Consider the following 20,440-nt stretch of genomic DNA (forward strand, 5'->3'; position numbering starts at 1 on the left):
GGCCAGTATGCCTGATTCACCTCGATTTCGTCAGCTCCCCTGTTCGTTTGCCGCTTCGGTCATCTCGTCGGCGACCAACATGAGTGCGTCCAAGACTTGTTGAGCGGTCATCCCCGCGCGACTGAACCGTGCCGCGGCTTCATCCCCGCTGCGACCATGAATCCAAACTCCCAACCTGGCCGCATCGGGGCCGCTTAATCCCTGTCCCAGCAAAGACGTCACGACTCCGGTCAAAACATCGCCGCAACCCGCAGTGGCCATGCCAGGATTGCCGGTCGTGTTCCGCCAGACATCAGCCTCACCGTTACCGTCCTGATAAACCACATGTGACGGGCCGCCTTTGACAACAATGGTCAGCCCCAAACGATTCGCCATCTCCGTGGCGGCCTCGAGTTGTCCATCGACTTCGCTCGCCGGTGCTCCCGTCAATCGCTGCAGCTCACCCGGATGAGGCGTCAGCACGCAAGCGGCATCGTCCTTGTTTCGTCCGAACCGGTCATCTGCAAACCAATTCTGCTGGGCGATGAGATTGAGCGCGTCCGCATCCAAAACCAACGGCAGGTCTTTTTTCGCGAGCAGTCCTTCCACCATCTTCGCGCCTCCGGATCCCGTCGTGATCCCAGGGCCGCACCCCACCGCGGCTTGAGCCGACAAGCGATCTTGCGTCGATTCCCACGCCGCATCCGAAAACCTCTGACCGTCATCCGGCAATCCGATTGTCATCAGAGCCGGATGAAAACCAGCCACACAATCCAAGATGCAATCGGGGACGGCAGCGGCCACCAATCCCGATCCCGTGTGCAAGGCCGCGATCGACGACAATGCGATCGACCCCGCCATGCCTCGCGAACCACCGACCAATAACACCCGACCAAAATTGCCTTTGTGTGCGGAGACTTCACGACTTGGAATCCGCAGCGGCGGCGGGCTGGTAGACTGAGTCACGATGGATGGCATTTCTAGCTCGCGGGTTGTTCGATCGTCGCATGCGTGTGGCGGTCAACGTATCAATTCGGGAGTCATAGGTGCAAACGGCGTGCTCTGTTTGCACCGCAAAGCTTGAGCCAGATTCACCAGGTGACTGGCTTTCTCCGATCCACTCATCTCTCACCGTTCACTTAATCGCCCACTTCCGTACGCCATGCAGCCCACACCGCTTCGTCGAATACTGCTCGGCCTCGGCGTGTTCTTGATGATTTGCGCGATCGCGATCGTTGCCTACATCCAAATGGGATGGTCAGTCAGCGATGCGATTTACATGGTTGTGATCACGATCTTCGGCGTCGGCTACGGCGAAGTCAAACCAGTCGACACACCCGCACTGCGGACCCTGACCATCGCGATCATTGTGCTGGGATATGGAGCCGCGATTTACACGGTCGGTGGATTCATCCAGTTTTTGGTCGACGGCGAACTACAAAGCCTCTTAAGGAATCGAAAAATGAGCCAAGGCATTGCCAGTCTTCGCGGGCACACGATCGTCTGCGGATTCGGACGAATGGGAGTTCGCGTTGCCGAGGAACTTCAGCAGCTCGACCAACCGTTCGTGGTGATCGACGAAAATTCATCGCGAGTGGAACTAGCTCAGCGAGCGGGCATGCTAGCGATGGTCGGCAATGCCACGGACGAAGACACGTTGCTGTCCGCCGGCATCAACCACGCTCGCGGTTTGGCCACGTTGCTTCCCGATGATGCCGCCAACGCGTTCATCTGCGTCACTGCGAGAGACCTGGCCGACACCGTCGAGATCGTTTCTCGAGCGGAGAATCACTCAGCTCAGAAAAAGCTGATTCGCTGCGGTGCCAACCACGTCGTGATGGCCGCGACGATCGGTGCGATGCGTGCGACTCAGTTGCTGGTTCGCCCCACCGCGTCCGCCGTTTTAGAATCCTATGGGTTGTCACACGGGATCAGTGAAGAACTGTCCGCGATCGGGTTGAGCCTGGAAGAATTGGAACTGTCCGGAAGCTCGCCCCTGGTCGGCAAACCGCTCGGCGACATCCAAGTTCGCGGCAATCGAGGATTTCTGATTGTCGGTGTGAAGCGGGGCGATGACCCGATTCAGATGAACCCCAGTGGCAGCTTGATCTTGAAAGCCAAGGACACAGTGATCGTGGTCGGCCATCAAGACGACATCACTGCCTTGTGTTTGGCTCACAAAGTTCAGCGGCACGAGATGCTCTACCGCGGCGTCAAAGTCTGACTCAAATCAACCGCCGCGACGCTTCCAACATCCGGCCGATCAGGCGTCTTTCGACGAAGCCGCCTCAGATTTCGCACTAGCGATTCCGCTGGCAATCAAACCGGCCATGTACCCGCCTTTGAATCCAGCATCGATGTTGACCACCGCCACGTTCGCGGCACACGAAGTCAACATTCCCATCAAGGGCGTCAGACCAGCAAAGTGGGCACCGTATCCCGTGCTGGCGGGAACCGCGATCACGGGAGTCGCCACGTGACCGGCCAATGCGGCGGGCAGGGCACCTTCCATTCCCGCGACTACCACGATGGCGGCGGCGGATCGCAATCGAGGCACCGCGGCCAACAAACGCTGCGGTCCGGCAACGCCGATGTCGTCGATCCGCTCGCAAGCGATTCCCATCCAAGCCAGTGTTTCAGCAGCTTCGTCGGCCACGTGCGCATCGGTGCTCCCAGCGGTGACAACAGCGACATGAGTCGAGTGGCCCTCGACGCCGATGGGTTCCAAGCTTTCGTCGCCACAACCAATTCGCAACGTGCGAGCGGACGGGTTGTACCGGGTGTTCTCGAACACCCGCCGCAGTTGAGCCGCCGCAGTCGCGTCGATTCGTGTGATCAAGCACGCTTGACCAACCGCGATCTGAGTTTGCACGATTTGGGTCATCAGGTCCGTTGATTTCCCCTCGCCGTAAATCACTTCGCCAAAACCACAGCGAGCCTGGCGTCCCAAGTCCACGGTCGCACCGGGCACCGTTTGCATGTCCGCAGACGCTCCCAACGAACTGGCCTGAATGGATTCCACCGCGGCTTCCACGTTGGTTTGCCCGGAAGCGACATCCTGCAGAATTTGAAGCAGGGCGGGGGAGGGCGGTTGATTGGAGGGTGGGTTCATAGCGTTCTGCTTGACTTTCCGGCCAGGATCCTTCTGACCGTCCTTGCGTGTTTCGCACCGGACAACTTAAATGCGAGACCTTCAAACATAGCCGATTCCCCCGCATTTGGATGCAGATCTGAGATGAAAAGTTGTGTGCTAGCCTATTCCGGTGGTCTCGATACGTCCGTCATTCTGGGCTGGCTCCAGGACCAAGGCTACGAAGTCCACTGCGTCTACGTTGATCTTGGACAACCCTGCGAGGACCGCGACGCCATCATGGAGAAGGCTCGCACCTGCGGCGCGAAATCGTCTCGCCTGGTCGACGTTCGCGAAGAATTGTGCCGCGATTTTGCGTTTCCCGTGTTGGCGTGGCAAGCCAAGTACGAGCAAATCTATCTGCTGGGCACCTCGATCGCTCGCCCGCTGATCAGCAAGGTCTGCCTCGAAGTCGCTCGCGAAGTCGGCGCGACCGCCTACGCTCACGGAGCAACCGGCAAGGGCAATGACCAATGTCGTTTCCAACTGGCCGCGGAAGCTCTCGATCCAGGCATCGAGATGATCGCTCCTTGGCGGATCAAATCGTTCCGCGATGCGTTCCCGGGCCGAACCGAATTGATCGAGTACTGCGACGTCAAACGAATTCCCGTCAAAGCCTCGACCGCGAAGCCATACAGCAGCGACGAAAACGTCCTGCACATTTCCTATGAAGCTGGCAAGCTGGAAGAACTCGACGTCAACGGTGTCGAGTTGGTCGAATTTGGAATGGGAGTTTCGCCACAAGAAGCCCCCGACAAAGCAGAAGAAGTCACGATCACGTTTGAGTCCGGTGTGCCCAAGACGCTGAACGGAAAAGCCGTCAACGCGTTGGAAATGGTTGAGCAACTCAACGATATCGCTGGCCGCAACGGTGTCGGCCGGATCGACATGGTCGAAAACCGATTTGTCGGCATGAAGAGCCGTGGCGTCTACGAATCACCCGGCATGACCGTGCTGTACGACGCGTTGATGTACATCGAACAACTGACGATGGATCGCGACCTGATGCACCTTCGCGACCGGATGGCTCCCGAAGTCGCAGAGATGGTTTACTACGGTTTCTGGTACACACCCAAGATGGACGCGTTGATGTCGTTCATCGAAACGGCCCAGCGCCCCGTCACCGGCGAAGTCACGCTGCAGCTCTACAAAGGCAACATCATGGTGTCTTCGCGAACCAGCCCAAACAGCTTGTACGACGAAGAAATCGCGACCATGGAAGGCGGCGGCTCGTACAACCAAGACGACGCCGAAGGATTCCTGCGAATCCAAGGCTTGCCTTCGCGAGTCCAAGGCCGCGTTTCACCACGCAAGTTCTAATTTGCGACCGAGATTCATTTGACGGCGGCTGAGTCCGCGATCAATCAACGCAAACGGCGAGGTTTATCCCTCGCCGTTTTTTTGTCGCTGAAACGTTTCCATACCAAAGTGTTTCAGTTCAAAGACGACAGCGAGTGCCTCAATAAACTCATCGTTCTGTCGAGGCCCATTCGTCCAACACGTCATCGGGCAGTGGCTCGCCGCCGGCAGGAGAGATCAACGCCTGAACGGTCAACGGCGGTGTCGTATCTGGCAGGAAATACCCCCTGCCATCCACGGTCGCAACGCAAACGCCACCTTCGGTTGCTCCGCCAAGTCCATTTCCGGATGGGGCGTTGATGAGACCGCCAATCGATGCGACATCTAAATCGTAAGGCTCCATCCACGACTCGGTCATGGAATTCATCTGACCTTCCGCCAACAGGATTGTCTTTGCGGCTCCGTCGGTCACCTGCCTGGGCCCCATCGGCCCGGTACTGGGAAACAAAGTTCCAGCCCCCGTCACCAAATGGTAGACAGTCCCGGCCCCCCAACCGCTACTCTCAGGATGCCGGTAGACCGCAGGAATTTGCCAGGAGAGCTGCTGATTCTCGCCCTCGTTCCACGGCACGCCCTTGTCGATCTGACTGAACAGAGCATCCTCGTCGAGGTAAGGCAGGATCGTCACTCGCCATGAATGCAACTTTCGTCCCGTGCCATCCGTGGTGTATGGGGCAGGGTAGACACCGTGATCGGTGGCGTAAGCGTTCAACGCGGTCGCGATCTTTTCCATGTTCTTGATGCTGCTCAATCGCTGACGCCCCGTGCGAATCTTCTTGGCCGTCCGACTTCCGACCTGGATTGCCGCGATCAAACCGGCTCCGATGAGCAACAACGCCAACCCAGCCGCGACGAACCAAATTGCCGATCGTTTTCGATTCGTAGGCCGACTTCCCTGTCGCCGCGCACCAGCGAATACAGGCATTGTGATTTCGCGACCACACACGACGCAGTCACCGGTGCGTCCGCTGAATTCATCTTCGACTTCGGTTTGCGATTGGCAGTGTGGGCAAGTGAACAGAAACGTCATACGATCCTTTCCAGCAAATCTGTGATGCACCGCGTGTGCGTCCAGTCACCAATTTAGCCCATCTCGCCACGACTTGGATCGCGAACCGACCGATGAAAATTGTTTTGCAACGCAGCGGACAAGCCAGCGTTTCAGTGGACGGAGAAATCGTTGGCCAAATCGACCGCGGATTGGTGGCATTGATCGGGATTGGACACGACGACACGGAAGCGACCGCAGCCGCACTGGCTGACAAAACCGCTGGGCTTCGGATCTTTTCCGACGAAAACGGAAAGATGAACCGAAATGTGATCGATGCCGGTGGGAATGTTCTCGCGATCAGCCAATTCACGCTGCTGGCCGATTGCCGAAAAGGACGCCGGCCCGCGTTCACCGACGCCGCGCCTCCCGAGCGAGCCAAAGAGCTCTACGAGCATTTCGTCAGCGAGCTTCGCAAAACGGGACTGTCGGTCCCATGCGGCATCTTCGCTGCCGACATGGCCGTTTCGCTGACCAACGACGGACCGGTCACGATCATCTTGGAACTCTGAGAAAGAGCCAGCGAAAACCGACCGGCGGATCACCGGGCGGCTCGCGCCGCTCAATGCGGAAGCGTTTCGGGACCGTCGCTTAGCGTCGGGGCAGGGCAGTGGGCCAATTCGGGCGAGCAACCTGTTGTCCCATTCCCGACTGAATCGCTCCCGGCGGAACAGCTCCCGGCTGCGGTTGAGAAGGCTGAGACGGCCAACCAAAGTTCGAAGGCGATTCTTGCGGCGAAGTCATCCGCGGCTGCCACTGCGGCGGCTCACGAGATTCCCACGGCGCAAACAATGACGGATTGGTGTAGTCCGGATTGATCTCGTCCTGACTCGGAACGGCGTAGCGATCTCGATCCATTCGCACACGCTGACGCAAGCGATCCAAGATTTCGTGATCGCCCCAAGCCAAGTAAATGAACAGCCCGAGTTGGCCCCAGACAAAAATGTTGGCCAGCGGACTGCTGCCGAAAAATTTCAGTGCCGTCCCAAAGGATTTCTTCACTCGCATCGAGCCGCGGCTGAAATCCAACGACCAGATCTCGTCCAAGATCAAATGGGTCAAGAATCCAACCAACACCGCACAGGATTTGTAGACGCGGACGGCTTCGCTAGCGCAAGGCATGGCCATGTAGGCGATCAGCCCCGCGACCAACGCCGCTGGAATGCTATGCCACATCCCTCGGTGAACCGTGAACTTGCGGAATCCTTCCACCGCAACAAACCGAATCGCGATGTAAACGATCATCGCCGCGAGCGCCATCGCTTCGTGTGACAGCCCCAGATCTCTCCATCGATCGATCATCAACATCGGTACGACCGCCGCCAGAAACAAACTCGTTTCGCGAAGCGGCACCCCAGAATCGCTGTCCAAATCCGGCAACATCCCCGACACGCTGCACAAACCTCCGGCGAGCAGCGAACTCTCCAGCGACATGCCCTGATCGACGACACCCCAATATCCATAGGCGCATCCGACAACGGTGCTCGTCGAGATATGGGTTTTGAAGCCAGCCAATGAAACGCGAACGGAAAGGAGAGCACGGATGGGGAAGGGCGGTCCGACACTATTCCCGAGACAACAGCCACCACCAAACCGTGAGGGCGGAGCAGGGCGGTCGCGCACCGAGAACCATTGGCGTTACCAAATCCGGATGCCCGCCCGCCATGGGGAAAAATATTCGATCTGAACTGCGAAACAGACGAAGCTTCTCGGCTTGCCTCCAAAGCACGCAAAATTGCTGTTCGCCCTGCCCCTCTGCTTTTGCTACAAGCGTCAAAACGGTTCGGATCCGTTGCAGCGGTGAAAGTGCGCACATGCAGACTTACGACATCCTGATGACGATCATCCTGGTCGGCGCAACCCTTCTGGGCGCGATCCGTGGATTTGCATGGCAACTCGCTTCGATCGCTTCCATCGTCGTCAGCTATGCCGTCGCGTACCACTATCGCGAACCGTTCAGCCAGAACATTCATGCTGCGCCGCCTTGGAATCAATTCCTGGCGATGTTCATCCTGTTCGTCGGCACATCCTTCGTCATCTGGGTCGCACTGCGAATGGTCAGCGGAATGATCGACCGAATGCGGCTGAAAGAATTCGACCGCCAGATCGGAGCTCTCTTTGGACTCGCCAAAGGAGCTCTGCTGTGCACGATCATCACGCTCTTCGCGGTCACGCTTTTTGGCGAACGAACTCAGCGAGCGATCGTGGCCAGCGAGAGCGGCCGATTGATCGCACGCGTGCTCGCCGAATCCAACTCGATCATGCCGCCGGAACTGAACACGGTCGTCCGACCCTATTTGGACCAATTCGGTGATCAGCCAGACTCAGACGAATCTTGGCTGTCGCGATCCCAAACGCCACCGAACGTCGATCCAAATTGGAACAATCAGAACGCTCAACCAGCGAATGACTTCGCGCCGCAAAACGGCTTTCAGCAAGCTCAAAACAGCCCGCGAACACAGCAGCCTTTCGGCGGCTTTGGCGGAGGCTCAACATCAACCGCTAGCTCGACACCCAACGCCGCCGCGAGCCCGCAACAGCAGGCGCCGACATGGCGACAATCCGCGACGCCGCGATGGCAAACTCCGCGACGATGATCGCTCGGCCGGCGTTCAAAACGCGACAGCGAAACGATCGCAATTTTGAATTCGCAAGGACGGCGAAAATCCGCGACGCCGCGATGGCAAACTCCGCGACGATGATCGCTCGGCCGGCGTTCAAAACGCGACAGCGAAACGATCGCAATTTTGAATTCGCAAGGACGGCGAAAATCCGCGACGCCGCGATGGCAAACTCCGCGACGATGATCGCTCGGCCGGCGTTCAAAACGCGACAGCGAAACGATCGCAATTTTGAATTCGCAAGGACGGCGAACGATCGGGGCGGGGCGTCCTCCAGATCACCGGCGCCCAGACATCTGCAACGTCACGAAACCAAACCCCAGACGCAAAACACGCCTGAAACACTGGTTTTACGCACCTCGAATACAACATAAGGGGCATTATCGGACGTTGCGGGGCGGTCGAAATCCGCCCTGATTCGCCGTGCGGATCCTAACGCGAGCCCTCCGTACGGCGAGACCGGGCGGCTCGCGCCGCTCCGCTGAAAGACGCGACGACTCTTCAGCGTCGGCCTCAGCTCTCTTCCAAGAAGACGCCGAGCCGGCGGAATTTTTCGTAGCGTTGCTCGAGCATCTGATCGACCGGCATTTCTTCCAATTCAGACAACTGACGCGACAAATAAGTCTTCATCCGAGTCGCCATTTGATGGTGGTCACGATGAGCGCCACCGAGCGGTTCTTCGAGCACATCATCAACGACGCCGAGACGCAACAAATGGTCGCTCGTGAACCGAAGCGCGGCGGCCGCTTTGGGCGCGTGTTCGTGACTCTTCCACAAAATTCCGGCACAGCCTTCCGGGCTGATGACGCTGTAGTAAGCGTGCTGCAAAACCGCGACTCGATCGCCAACGCCGATCCCGAGAGCACCACCGGATCCACCTTCGCCGATCACAACGCAGATGACCGGCGTTTTCAGATCACTCATCATGAACATGCTTTCGGCGATCACTTGAGCCTGGCCGCGCTCCTCGGCACCGATCCCCGGATAGGCTCCGGGCGTGTCAATGAAACAAATGACCGGCAAGCGATATTTCTCGGCCATTTTCATTTTCACCATGGCCTTGCGATAACCTTCCGGATGAGCGCAACCAAAGTGACAAGCCGCACGTTCCTTGTAGGTCCTACCTTTTTGGTGACCGATCACCATCACCTTGAATCGATCCAATTTCGCGAAACCGGACAGCATCGCGCGGTCATCGCCAAAGTGCTTGTCACCGTGCAATTCGACAAACTCGTCAAACGCTAAGTTGAGGTAATCGCGCGTGTAAGGCCGGTTCTTATGACGAGCCACTTGGACCGTTTGCCACGGATCCAATGATGAGTAAGTCTCTTTCAATTTGGCAACGCGTGCCAAACGCAACGATCGAATCGCTGTGTCAATTTCTTCGCTGCGATCGGTGTTCCGTTCCAAAGAAGCAATTTGCCCCTCCAGATCAGCGATCTCGTTTTCGAATTCCAATCCAGGTCCGGCCATTGCTCAAGCTTCCTCTTCTTCGTCGTTGGTTTGTTCGGGACGTTTGATCATGTCTTCGGGAGACTTCATCGAACCGTCATCGTCAAAGACGCTGACTTCAGGACGACGTGGTCGCTTCCGCCAAACTTCGATGTTGCGAAAGACCTTCAAGAATTCCCACACCGAGTCCGGTCGCGCGTCGGGCGACTTCGCCATCATGCTTTTCACCAAGTCAGCGAAATCCTTCGTCACGTTGTCGTTGTGGACGATCGGACTTGGGATCGAAGCGGACAGGTGCTTCGAGAGCAAATCGTTGGGAGTCTGCCCGGTGTACGGTGGCTTGCCCGTGCAGGCTTCGAACAGGACACAACCGAACGAATAGATATCGCTGCGTTCGTCGCAAAGCTTCCCGCGAATTTGTTCGGGAGCCATGTAACTGCGTGTGCCCTGGATGTTCTTGGCTTTGTAGAACATCTTGCTCAAACCGGTCCGCTTCGGTTCGGTGATTGTGAAGTCAATCAGCTTGGTCTCGCCGTCATGGGCGACCAGATAGTTGTCTGGCTTGATATCGCGATGGATCCAATTCTTCGTGTGCATGTAGTAAAGACCCTCAGCGGCCTGCTCGATAATTTTGTCGAGCATGTACGCGAGCGACTCAGGCCCCTTCCGAAGCGCCTGCTTCATGTTCATTTCACTGAACAATTCCAGCACTAGAAATGGCCGGCCGTTTTCGACGCGGTGGTCGATCATCTTGATGATCCGCGGACTGTTCAGCGCCTTGCCGACGTTGTACTCGTGCTTGAGCGATGCCAGTTCGCCTTTGTCATTCGACATCGACTGACGCAAAATCTTGAGCGCGTAACGTTTCTGGTCCCCTTCATCAATCGCTTCCCAAACTTCAGCGGTTGATCCGATGCGGATCAATCGAGCGAGTCGGTAGGGGCCTAGAAAGTCGCGTGATTTAGACATCGAGCGGCTGGGGCTTTGTCGGAAACGGGACCATCGAGTTGAACGATCAAAACGATTTTGTGGCCTCGCATGATAGTCCAACCTCCCCCACAGCCGAAAGACGTGTGCCCGGCGGCGAAAATCGCTTGGCGGGCGACGGGATACCGCCGCAGAAAAGGGCACTTCGGTACCCAACCACCCTGCCCTCCCCTTGGTTCACGGACGCAGAGCTCACGCGACGATTGTCGAGAGGTGGAGCGCCGTGACGGAGGGCCGCTCAGTTGGCCGCGATCAGTTCCGAATACAATTCGCGAATTCGGCGAGTCATCGTCTCGTGCCGGAACAGATCCGTGAACCGGGTTTGGCCTTCACGCCCCATCCGCTGACGAAGTTCGGCGTCGCCAACCAAACGAATCATCCGGTCTGCCAGTTGGTCGAGCTCCCCTGCCCCGACCAAGTATCCGGTCTGGTCATCGATCACAACTTCGCGAGCGCCATCGATGTCGTAGCTGATCGCTGGTCGACCCGCGATCAAAGCTTGCGGCAACGCCCGAGCCAAACCTTCTCGGTAGGAAGCGTGAACCAGAACGTCCATCGCACCAATCATGGCGGGCACCTCCGACGGTGGCACCAACCCGGTAAAAATGAAGTTCTCCTGCAAACCCAGCGATTCAATCTGCTGTTCGAGTTCCGCACGAAGGATCCCATCCCCCACAAGCAAGAACCGCACGTTCGGGTATCGGTCCGCAACACGCTTCGCAGCGGGGATCAAATCCACGTGACCCTTCAAGTGAAACAGTCGAGCAATCTTGCCCACCACAACATGCTCGTCCCGCAGACCGTACTTTTGCCGAACCGCTTCGCGGTGATCCGCCGCATGAACAAACGGGTCGACGTTCATCCCGCTGTGAATCGTCACGAACTTTTCGCGAGGTGCGACGCCCGCATCCACCATCAGATCCGTCATCGCATCGGCGACCGAGATCAATTTGTGACAACGGGACGCGGCCCAACGCTCACACCGTACGAAGAAGTCATGAGCCAGCTTGGATTGGTACTCATGAAAGGGAGCGCCATGAACCGTGTGGACGACAACGGGACGTTTGCCAGTGGAGGTTCGCTTCAGCCCCCATCCGACGTGTCGGCCAAGCAAACCACCTTTGGCGCTGTGCGTGTGGACGACATCAGGATCAAAGCCCAACAACGTCCGTCGTAAATCGCGAGCGGCTTTCCAGTCGTTCACCGGATGAATCGCACGACGAAGGGAGTCGATCAGCTCGATTGGCAAACCGTCCAGTTCGAACCGCCCTGCCCTGCCCTGAGTCTCAACCGCAGAATGGTCGCCACTGCGTGCATCAGACGGGACACGTTTGGAAAGCAAGTCTCCTTCCGGTCCAACAGCGGGCCCGGTAACGAGCAAGACCTCGTCCCCATGAAGATGAACGAGGTCCTGGCAATTGTGCAGCGTGTTTTCTTGCGCGCCGCCAATGATCATTCGGGTGATCACATGGGCGATACGCATGAAAGGTCTTAAGCCCCGAACTCAAGGCGACGAACGCCGAGTTGCTGTTGCAAACGATTGACGATGGCGGTGTGCATTTGGCTGACGCGAGATTCGGACAGGTCCAAAGTGGCCCCGATCTCTTTCATCGTCAGTTCTTCGTAGTAGTACAGAATGATGATCAGACGCTCGTTGCGGTTCAACCCTTTGGTGACCAAACGCATCAAATCGTTTTTCTGGACACGACGAGTGGGGTCTTCGCCCTTCTTGTCTTCCAAGATGTCAATCTCACGAACATCTTTGTAGCTGTCCGTTTCGTACCACTTCTTGTTCAGCGAGACGACGCCGACGGCGTTGGCTTCGCTTTGCATCTTTTCCACTTCTTTGATGTCGATCTCCATGTGAGCCGACAACTCTTGGACGGTTGGTGCACGACCAAAGCGAGCTTCCAAGGTTTTGGTCGCGGTGGCCAGTTTGCTGGCTTTACTGCGAACCAAACGTGGAACCCAGTCCATCTTGCGAAGTTCGTCGAGCATTGCTCCCCGGATCCGAGGCACGCAAAACGTTTCGAACTTCACGCCGCGTTCGGTGTCATAGGCGTCGATGGCGTCCATCAGGCCGAACATACCGGCACTGATCAAGTCATCCAGTTCCACGCCATCGGGAAGTCGTTGCCAGATGCGTTCGCCGTTGTAGCGAACCAATTGCATGTAGCGTTCCACCAACTGGTTCCGCAGCGGCTCGTAGTCAGGAGCATCCTTGGTGGTGGATTTAAAAGAAGTCCATACCTTCAAGATTGGGTCGTCAGCAGTTGCGGTAGCCGGCATAGAATCCTCCGTGATGATCACTGATTGCTCGTTTCATATCCGCAACGGAAATCCGCTGCGTGTCCGTCACTAGCAATGAAATAAGTCTTGGTGTGTTTGAACGTGCGAGTCAATCAGCATCCGTGCCGTCAACAGTCCGCCGTCATTTGGTTTGGTTTTCGGTTTCTTCCGCTGTCGTTTCGGCGACACCTTCCTGAAACCACTTCACTCGTTTGCGATACAAGTCTTCCACTCCGTCTCGGATCAACTGATCCGCAATGGTACCCGCCAAACCTCCGATGCCCATGAAAACGATCAGAGTTCCGATCGCTTCGGAAGCAACGTCTCCGGCCATCTCTCCATGCCAGATTCCGCGAAGGACAACCAGTCCCATTGCGAAAGATCCAAGCGATAGAGCCAATGATCGGGTCATGTCACCGTCCAGACAGTGAAGGCAGGCCAGAAAATAAAAACGGGCCGAATTCTTCTATCCCAAACTCGTTAAACGGACACTTCAAAAAAAGTCTCAAGTGACTTTCGTCGATCACGTGCCGTCGCAGTTCAGAGTATCGGTCGACTTCCCGTTGATACTTCAGTCAAAATCTTTGAAATTAGGCGGCCTCGCCATAGTGCAAAGATTCGTACCCGTCCATTGTTTCAATCCCCATCTCCCCCAATCCAGCCGTGGGCATGTGTGGCAACAATTGTGCCACCAAGCCTGCAGCGTCAGCCACGGCGATGTCATCGGGGACTTGTTGACCATTGGTCAAGTAACTCAGCGGAGGCGCGACGATGCGATCACGCCCCGTCAAAGCGGCCAACACGGCCGCCATGCAAGGTGTCTCGTCGAGCTTGGTCAATGTGACCGCATTGGCTCGCACCGGGGCGAAGCCTTCCAGCGTCGTCCGGATGTTTTCACCCGAACTGGTCGCACTGAGAACCAAGTGTGTTTCATCAGGATGCGCCGCCCGTAAAAACTCAGAGAGTTGTTCAATGCGGGCGTCACTTCGTGGGCTGCGGCCGGCGGTATCGATCAGTACAAGATCCACATCACCGAGCGCACTGAGCGCCGTTTCCATCTGTTCCGGTTTCTCAACGACCTGCATCGGCAGGTCCATGATCTCAGCGTAGGCCTTCAGTTGCTGCACCGCAGCGATTCGGTAGGTGTCAATTGTCAGCAATCCAACCCGCCGGCGAGCTTCAATGCGGAAGCCTGCCGCTAGCTTCGCGACCGTCGTTGTTTTGCCCACTCCAGTCGGTCCGACTAACGCGACCACGTGACGATCACCCGGTTGAGTTCGAATGGGTCCGCATAGGTTCAATTCGCGAGCCACGGCACGTTGCAAGTGCTCCATCCAACGCCGATCGGTCTGTGCCGCAGGATCGGAATTCGCGATTCCTGCAGCGAAACTGGACGCCGAAGCCATCCATCTGCGTGCGGTGGCTTCTTCCACACCAGCCTGAACCAGACGCAATGACAAGGAATCGGCTGGACTCAGTTCATCGGACGAATAACCCGAGCCATAGAAACCGCCCTGCCCTGCCCCGGTCCCAGACTGAAGTTGGTGAGCGGCATCATAATTTTGATAATTTGCTTCAGCAGAATTCTGCCCTGCGGAAACGGACATCGAACCAGCAGCATTGCTCGGCGTGCCGGTCGGTGACGTCCCGTAGCCGGAAGACGCCGCAACGGAATTCACCGAACGAACATCAGCGGGCGGCAACGGTTCGTCCCCGTAGTTTGCCGGGATGCGACCGCCAGCGGCATCACGAGAGGATCCATCCACGGAACCACCATGCAAACCTGCGGTGACTTCCACATGAGTTCGGCCAAGCCAACCCATCCAACCATTGCGGACCTGCCGCGTATGCAGCACGGAAGCTTCCGGGCCCATTTGGTTTCGGATGTCGGCAAGCGCCGCTTGCAGATTCGCTGCTCGAAAAGTTCGGATATGCATCAATCACTCACCACGCCGTGTGACTGGATTTTTGTGTCCTGTGTGATTTCGTTGTACGACAGCACACGAACGCGGGGCATGGATCCGGCAATGATCTGGCGAAGTCCTGGACGAATCCGAGGGCTGACCAAAAGGACCGGGGTATGTCCCAACGTGACTAGTTTCTTAACGGCTTGGGAGATTTTGTCGCAAGTCGAGTCCACCGCTTGGGGACTCATCCGGACAAAAAGTCCTCGCTCGGTATGTTCGATTCCTGCCGCAATGCGGTCTTCCATCGCTGGGTCGAGCGCCACCACATGGAGCTGGCCCAATTCGTCGCGATATCGCGTGCTGATTGTGCGAGCCAAACGATGACGCACATATTCACTCAGCCAAATCGGATCTTTGGTTCGTCCGGCGTGGTCACCCAGCGTTTCCAGGATGATCGCCAATTGTCGAATGGGCACGTCTTCGCGAAGCAACGTCTGCAGAACTTGCTGAACATCACTGATTTTCAGCATGCCTGGAATGAGTTCCTCCACGACCGCGGGGGCAGCCTCTTTCAATTCGTCGACCAAGTGTTTGGTTGCATCACGGGTCAGCAATTCGTCCGCGTGCCGACGAGCCAACTCTTGCAAGTGAGTTGCCAACACCGCAGCAGGCTCGACGGTCGTGTAACCATAAATCGCGGCTTGTTCGCGGCGGATCGGATCGATCCAAACCGCGGGTTCACCAAAGGTCGGATCTTTGGTCGGTTCCCCATCGATCACTCCCGTCGTGTGCCCACTGTCGATCGCCAGCAAGCGATCCGGCAGCACACGTTGTTTGGTCAACGGGTTTCCAGCGATTCGAATTTCGTATTCGTAGTCGTGCAAATTCATGTCGTCGCGAATTCGAACTTTGGGAAGCACGACCCCAATGTCGCCCGCGATGGAATGCCGGACACCAGTGATCCGCTGCATCAGATCGCCACCTCGGTTGGGATCCGCCAACGACAGCAACCCCAAGCCGATCGCCAATTCCATCGGGTCCACATTCAAGTAGTCTTCGACCCGTTTCTCGGGTGGCGCCGACGCGGCAGCTTGCTCGGCTTCTTCGGCGTCCAACTCGTCTCGTTCGTCTTGTTTGTTTTGTCGGTTCATGACCACGGCCAAACCGATGCAACTTGCTCCCAAGGTCGCCATGGGAAGTGCTGGCAAACTGGTAAGGATCAACAACGACAGGAACCCACCGGCAACAGCGAGCGCCTTTGGATTGCTGAATAGCTGCTGCAAGAACTGCTCGGGCAAACTGGCTTTGCGAGCACTTCGCGTGACCAACAAACCCGCCGCCAATGAGATCAACAGCGCGGGGACCTGGCTGACCAAACCGTCACCGATGGTCAGTTTCGTGAACAGTTCCGCAGCCTCGGACACTGTCATGCCATAACGCATCACGCCGATGTAGAGCCCGCCAGCCACGTTGACCAACGTGATCACGATGCCCGCGATGGCATCCCCACGGACAAACTTACTGGCACCATCCATTGCCCCGTAGAAGTCAGCTTGGTTCGCGATTTCTTCGCGGCGACGTTGAGCTTCTTTTTCGTCGATCAAACCCGCGTTCATGTCCGCATCGATCGCCATCTGGCGACCCGGCATCCCATCCAACGCGAATCGGGCGGCGACTTCACTGATCCGAGTCGCACCCTTGGTGATCACGATGAACTGAATCAACACGATGATCACAAAGATAATGATTCCGATTTCGATCCGGTCGCCGGCGACAAACTCGCCAAAGCCTTGGATCACTCCGCCGGCAGCGCCCCCACTGCCGGATTCGGTGCTGGTCAGAATCAGCCGCGTCGTGGCGACGTTGAGCACCAATCGAGCGAGCGTTGTGGCCAGCAACAACGACGGGAAAATACTGAATTCGAGCGGTGTCGAGACGTAAACCGTCGTTAGCAACACGATCACACCTACGGTGATGTTGGTTGCCAGCAACAAGTCCATCAGGAACGGCGGCAGCGGCACGAGAATCACCACCAAACACATGATGATGCCAATCGGCAACACCAAATCTCGGTAGCGCATCAATAACTGCATCGCCGGTCGTTCCTTCGGGCTTGAGCGAACTCATGTCATGGCAACACCTTCCCGGTGTTACCCAAGCCCGACGGTATCAAAACTTTTTTTTCGTCGAAAGTGAAGAATCCGACTCAAGTTAGGACGCTGGCAAACCGACGGATTTCGACAGAATCTCTCGCAGCTCGTGTTTCACGACGCGGCAGCCAACCCCGGTTCGGCTCAAGCTTTCACTTGCAATCCTGAAAAGGCTTTCTGCAGTCCCAACTTGCCGATTTCGACTTGGATCGCTGCCGCATCGGCGTCTTCGAGCGTCAGCGAAATTTCGTCGGCCAACAACTGAGCGAACAACGACCGTGCGATCGGCAACTGCCGCTTCACTTCGGCGGCGGACACACTCCGTTCTGCCAACTCAGCGATTCGGCCGGCGATCACCTCAGACGATTCGCCCGAATGATTCGTGACCATCCGCAACACGTCGTGAACCAGGTCGTTGGCAGGCTCTTCCGACTCAGCACTTTCCACCTCATCAATTTTGGCTGACTCAACTGTCTGAGTTCGCGTTCTTTCTCGGTGCTGCTCTCGCTCGAGAGCCCGCCAAGCCCGCTGCATCAGTCCATCTCGCCAATAGCTGAGCCATTCACGAGATTCCGTCTTGGCCGAGTCCAGATCCAACTCTCTCGAAATGACAGATTCGCCGGCCTTTTTCGCTTTGGATTCGATCTCGGTCGCCCGAGCCTTGGCGGCTGAACGAAGCCCAAGGATCAAGAAGTCTCGCAGCCGACCCTTCGCGTGCCCTGAATAGCCCGCTTTGACCAAGTGCGAAATCAAAATTGCCAACGCCCGGTCGGCATCCGATTCACTGCCCATAACGTCGATCAACAACCGACGCATTGGCGGGAGGTACCGAAGGACAAACCCGGCGGCACTGCCCGCACCCGTCCAGGTCTGCCGAGACCGGCTGAGCCGAACCTCCGACGAGTTCGTCAGCGAGGACGATGTCAAATTGCCCGAATTCGCTGGTTTGGATTGGCCTTCGCGAGCCGAAGCGTCGGTGTCGGGCGAAGAGCTGGGATTGGAAACGGCCGGAGGGTTCATTCCGGTATTCTAACTCAGTCCTGTGGTCAGGTTGACACGAAGCTTCGCGAATTGCGGCGTCTTGTTGCCAAATTCGGCTCTCAATAACCTTTCAGCGGTCGTGAAAACCAGCTTCCCTCAATCCGTTTTCCACCGAACAGCCAATCCAGGGGCGAGCTCCAGCGAACGGTCTCGAGAATTGAACCGGGTGGGATCTCCCAACCATCCTTCCTGCGACAAAACCAGCGTGACCACACCGGTGGATGAACGCAGAAAGTCGTCCAGTGCTTTCGAAACAAAGCGAATGCCGTCCGGTCGGTCTTTCAGGCCTTCCCCGGAATTGTCGAATTTCAGTTCCCCAAGTGGTACCATTCCATCCATGCCATTCGCCACGGGACTGTTTGCAAACCTCAAAAAGCCGTCGCCCGTTTCGCTCCAATCCAGCGGCCCAGTTCCATTGGAAGTCGACAGGTCCAGTGGCCACCCGTGGACCAAGATCCGCCCCGCACCGGGGTGCGATTCAGGAGCCATGCTCAACAACAATGCGGAACGCTCAATCCGCTCGAGCACGGAGCTCGCCGAATCGGATCCAGCTCCCGCAGGCGGATTCAACTGAGTCAAATCGAATCGAAGGAATGCAATCGCCAAGACATTGCTGCCGTTTGCCCCATCTCGGTGAGCGACCACAACGGGTTGCTTGCCAAAGTCCTCCGTGCTTCCCTCGCGAACATAGGTGTCGGCACCTTTTCCCGCTCGCGTTCTGACCGTGTCAAACCCCAATAAGTCGCCGGACTGCAAGTTCTCGGCGACCTCGAACTGCGACGTTGTTGAGTCAACAAGTGCGCCCGCGGGCGATTGCAATTCAAAGATCACATCAAACTGTTCCTGCGCCAAGTTGTTGGTCAGAAACTGAATCTCGATCGACTGTGTCTCGCCAGGAGCCGGCAACTGCCTCGGCGAAAACGATCGAGGGAACGCGGGAGCCTTGCGTTTCAGTTGACCTTCTTGTTGCAAGTAAGTCGTGATGCGGGCGACCTGTCCAGCCTGCGAATACCGAACTCGCGGATCGGTTTCGGATGACTCCGCCTGATTGGTTAGCTGAAGCCGGAACCGGGCCATTTCACCAACCGGAATCTCCGGATCGGCGATGACTTTCCCAGTCAATTGCAACGCTCCCAACTGAGCTGCCAGCACAGCGGGTGACGCTTCGGGAGAGGATGCCTCCCGCACCGGGGCCGCAGGTGAATCCTCAGCTGGCCGATCACGCAGTGTCCACCACGCACCGCCACCGATCAAAACGGCGGCAGCCAAACCGCCGACCGCGAGCAAAACTTTTCCACTTCCCCCACGAGTTGCCTTTTTCGCGGCATTGGAATTCGATCCTTCTTGGACCGACGAACCATTGACTGCATCAGGTTCGACTTCGATCGCCAGGCCGGCTTGCTTGGACTCGTGAATTTGTTCGGACACCGACGACAAAGCTTTGCGGAAGTGCCCGGCAGTCTCGTATCGTTGCCCAGGTTCCTTGGACAGCAATCTCATGATCAGTCGCTCGAGCGGCTCGGGCACGTCCACTGGTTCGCCGCTTCGCTTTTGCTGCGAGAGCGTCAAAGGTTCGCGGCAGAGAATGTTGACGAGCTGGGTTGGCGTGTTCGATGCGAGCAACGGAACTTTGCCAGCACACAGCTCATACATCACCACGCCAAGCGAATAGAGATCGGTGCGTTCATCGACGGTTTCGTTTCGAGCTTGCTCAGGCGACAGATAGCCGGGCGTACCGACAACGCTGTCGCCTCGGGCCAATCCTTGAACCGCGGATCCGGCGACCGCCAAACCAAAGTCCAAAATTTTGACGCGTTCGGTGGGCGACTGAATCCACAAATTCGCGGGCTTGATGTCTCGATGAATGATCCCACGATCATGAGCCGCTTCCAGCCCCAAGGCGACTTGATCAGCAATCGAGATCACTTCATCTGGATTGAACCGGCGACCAGATCGCAACAGTTGCTCCAGCGTCGCTCCTTGCAACAACTCCATCGCCAAAAAAGGCGTTCCGTTGCGTTGGCCAACTTCGAACAGTGTCGCCACGTTGTCGTGGTGCACCGCGGCCATTGAGCGAGCCTCTTCGACAATCCGCTTGCGGCTGTTCGGCGATTTCGCGAATCGCTCGTTCATCACCTTCAGAGCAACCGTTCGCTGCAATCGCGTGTCCTGGGCTCGGTAGACATGACCCATGCCGCCCTGCCCCAGCAATTCGATCACACGATACGGTCCGAGTCGGCCTAATTCGCCGGCAGCTTCTGGGGGATCCAGAAACTCAGGCGGTGAATCGGGTGCGGACGATGAATCGGTCATGATTTGCCGGGATGCTAAGAAATTCCAGAGGAATCCACCCTCCTTCGGAGCGATTCGCCGACCCAACAGCCGACTCGCCGTTCTTCTTGGGCAGAATCCGACCCTGCAGGGTAAACACTGGCACATCGTGCAACAACTCTCCCCACGGAAATCTGTCCCCATGG

17 protein-coding genes are annotated in these 20,440 nt (G+C 57.1%); 4 read left to right on the plus strand and 13 right to left on the minus strand.

Going from position 1 to position 20,440, the window contains the following annotated elements; translation table 11 throughout:
- Window positions 1–30 precede the first annotated feature (30 nt).
- Window positions 31–957, minus strand: a complete 927-nt coding sequence (locus tag CEE69_RS10830; protein WP_099260663.1) for an NAD(P)H-hydrate dehydratase — start codon at window positions 955–957, stop codon at window positions 31–33.
- A 184-nt stretch (window positions 958–1,141) separates the two neighbouring features.
- Between CEE69_RS10830 and CEE69_RS10835 the strand changes: the two genes are divergently transcribed.
- Entirely contained in the window at window positions 1,142–2,203 is a 1,062-nt protein-coding gene (locus CEE69_RS10835) for a potassium channel family protein (RefSeq protein ID WP_099260664.1), read from the plus strand.
- 39 nt (window positions 2,204–2,242) lie between these two features.
- On the opposite strand, the gene larB is transcribed toward CEE69_RS10835, so the two are convergent.
- Window positions 2,243–3,091 (minus strand): nickel pincer cofactor biosynthesis protein LarB, encoded by an 849-nt coding sequence (gene larB / locus CEE69_RS10840; RefSeq protein ID WP_099260665.1) that lies wholly within the window; start codon window positions 3,089–3,091, stop codon window positions 2,243–2,245.
- 123 nt (window positions 3,092–3,214) lie between these two features.
- Here larB and CEE69_RS10845 point away from each other — a divergent pair, with 123 nt between their 5' ends.
- A complete protein-coding gene (locus CEE69_RS10845; RefSeq protein WP_099260666.1) occupies window positions 3,215–4,429 on the plus strand; it encodes an argininosuccinate synthase in 1,215 nt (404 codons plus the stop codon).
- A 148-nt stretch (window positions 4,430–4,577) separates the two neighbouring features.
- Here the strand turns inward: CEE69_RS10845 and CEE69_RS10850 are convergent, their stop codons facing one another.
- Complete coding sequence (locus CEE69_RS10850) at window positions 4,578–5,498, minus strand: DUF1559 family PulG-like putative transporter (protein WP_099260667.1); 921 nt, start codon at window positions 5,496–5,498, stop codon at window positions 4,578–4,580.
- A 92-nt stretch (window positions 5,499–5,590) separates the two neighbouring features.
- Here CEE69_RS10850 and dtd point away from each other — a divergent pair, with 92 nt between their 5' ends.
- Window positions 5,591–6,028 carry a D-aminoacyl-tRNA deacylase gene (gene dtd, locus CEE69_RS10855; protein ID WP_099260668.1) on the plus strand — a complete coding sequence of 146 codons (438 nt, stop codon included), beginning with the start codon at window positions 5,591–5,593 and terminating at the stop codon, window positions 6,026–6,028.
- Window positions 6,029–6,107: 79 nt separating this feature from the next.
- Here the strand turns inward: dtd and CEE69_RS10860 are convergent, their stop codons facing one another.
- Window positions 6,108–7,139, minus strand: coding sequence for a metal-dependent hydrolase (locus CEE69_RS10860; RefSeq protein ID WP_099260669.1), 1,032 nt, complete (start codon window positions 7,137–7,139; stop codon window positions 6,108–6,110).
- Window positions 7,140–7,330: 191 nt separating this feature from the next.
- Here CEE69_RS10860 and CEE69_RS10865 point away from each other — a divergent pair, with 191 nt between their 5' ends.
- Window positions 7,331–8,113: a CvpA family protein gene (locus CEE69_RS10865; protein ID WP_099260670.1), complete on the plus strand. Its 783-nt coding sequence runs from the start codon at window positions 7,331–7,333 to the stop codon at window positions 8,111–8,113.
- 537 nt (window positions 8,114–8,650) lie between these two features.
- On the opposite strand, the gene CEE69_RS10875 is transcribed toward CEE69_RS10865, so the two are convergent.
- The 9 genes from CEE69_RS10875 to CEE69_RS10915 all read right to left on the minus strand — a co-directional run bounded on the left by CEE69_RS10875 (window position 8,651) and on the right by CEE69_RS10915 (window position 20,276).
- Window positions 8,651–9,610 (minus strand): acetyl-CoA carboxylase carboxyltransferase subunit alpha, encoded by a 960-nt coding sequence (locus CEE69_RS10875; RefSeq protein WP_099260671.1) that lies wholly within the window; start codon window positions 9,608–9,610, stop codon window positions 8,651–8,653.
- 3 nt (window positions 9,611–9,613) lie between these two features.
- Window positions 9,614–10,558 (minus strand): serine/threonine-protein kinase, encoded by a 945-nt coding sequence (locus CEE69_RS10880; RefSeq protein WP_099260672.1) that lies wholly within the window; start codon window positions 10,556–10,558, stop codon window positions 9,614–9,616.
- 256 nt (window positions 10,559–10,814) lie between these two features.
- Entirely contained in the window at window positions 10,815–12,059 is a 1,245-nt protein-coding gene (locus CEE69_RS10885; protein ID WP_099260673.1) for a glycosyltransferase family 4 protein, read from the minus strand.
- Between the two features lie 8 nt (window positions 12,060–12,067).
- Window positions 12,068–12,886 carry a FliA/WhiG family RNA polymerase sigma factor gene (locus CEE69_RS10890; RefSeq protein ID WP_008658619.1) on the minus strand — a complete coding sequence of 273 codons (819 nt, stop codon included), beginning with the start codon at window positions 12,884–12,886 and terminating at the stop codon, window positions 12,068–12,070.
- A gap of 121 nt (window positions 12,887–13,007) precedes the next feature.
- Complete coding sequence (locus CEE69_RS10895) at window positions 13,008–13,277, minus strand: hypothetical protein (protein WP_233215127.1); 270 nt, start codon at window positions 13,275–13,277, stop codon at window positions 13,008–13,010.
- Between the two features lie 178 nt (window positions 13,278–13,455).
- Window positions 13,456–14,802 carry a flagellar biosynthesis protein FlhF gene (flhF, locus tag CEE69_RS10900; protein ID WP_099260675.1) on the minus strand — a complete coding sequence of 449 codons (1,347 nt, stop codon included), beginning with the start codon at window positions 14,800–14,802 and terminating at the stop codon, window positions 13,456–13,458.
- Complete coding sequence (flhA, locus tag CEE69_RS10905; RefSeq protein WP_099260757.1) at window positions 14,802–16,853, minus strand: flagellar biosynthesis protein FlhA; 2,052 nt, start codon at window positions 16,851–16,853, stop codon at window positions 14,802–14,804. Before flhA ends, flhF begins: the two co-directional genes overlap by 1 nt.
- Before the next feature lie 213 nt (window positions 16,854–17,066).
- On the minus strand, window positions 17,067–17,942 hold the full coding sequence (locus CEE69_RS10910; RefSeq protein ID WP_099260676.1) for a hypothetical protein: 876 nt from the start codon (window positions 17,940–17,942) through the stop codon (window positions 17,067–17,069).
- Between the two features lie 117 nt (window positions 17,943–18,059).
- Window positions 18,060–20,276 carry a serine/threonine-protein kinase gene (locus tag CEE69_RS10915; RefSeq protein WP_233215128.1) on the minus strand — a complete coding sequence of 739 codons (2,217 nt, stop codon included), beginning with the start codon at window positions 20,274–20,276 and terminating at the stop codon, window positions 18,060–18,062.
- Between the last annotated feature and the right edge of the window lie 164 nt (window positions 20,277–20,440).

The sequence above is a fragment of the Rhodopirellula bahusiensis genome, assembly GCF_002727185.1.
In the GTDB taxonomy this organism is placed as follows: Bacteria; Planctomycetota; Planctomycetia; order Pirellulales; family Pirellulaceae; genus Rhodopirellula; species Rhodopirellula bahusiensis.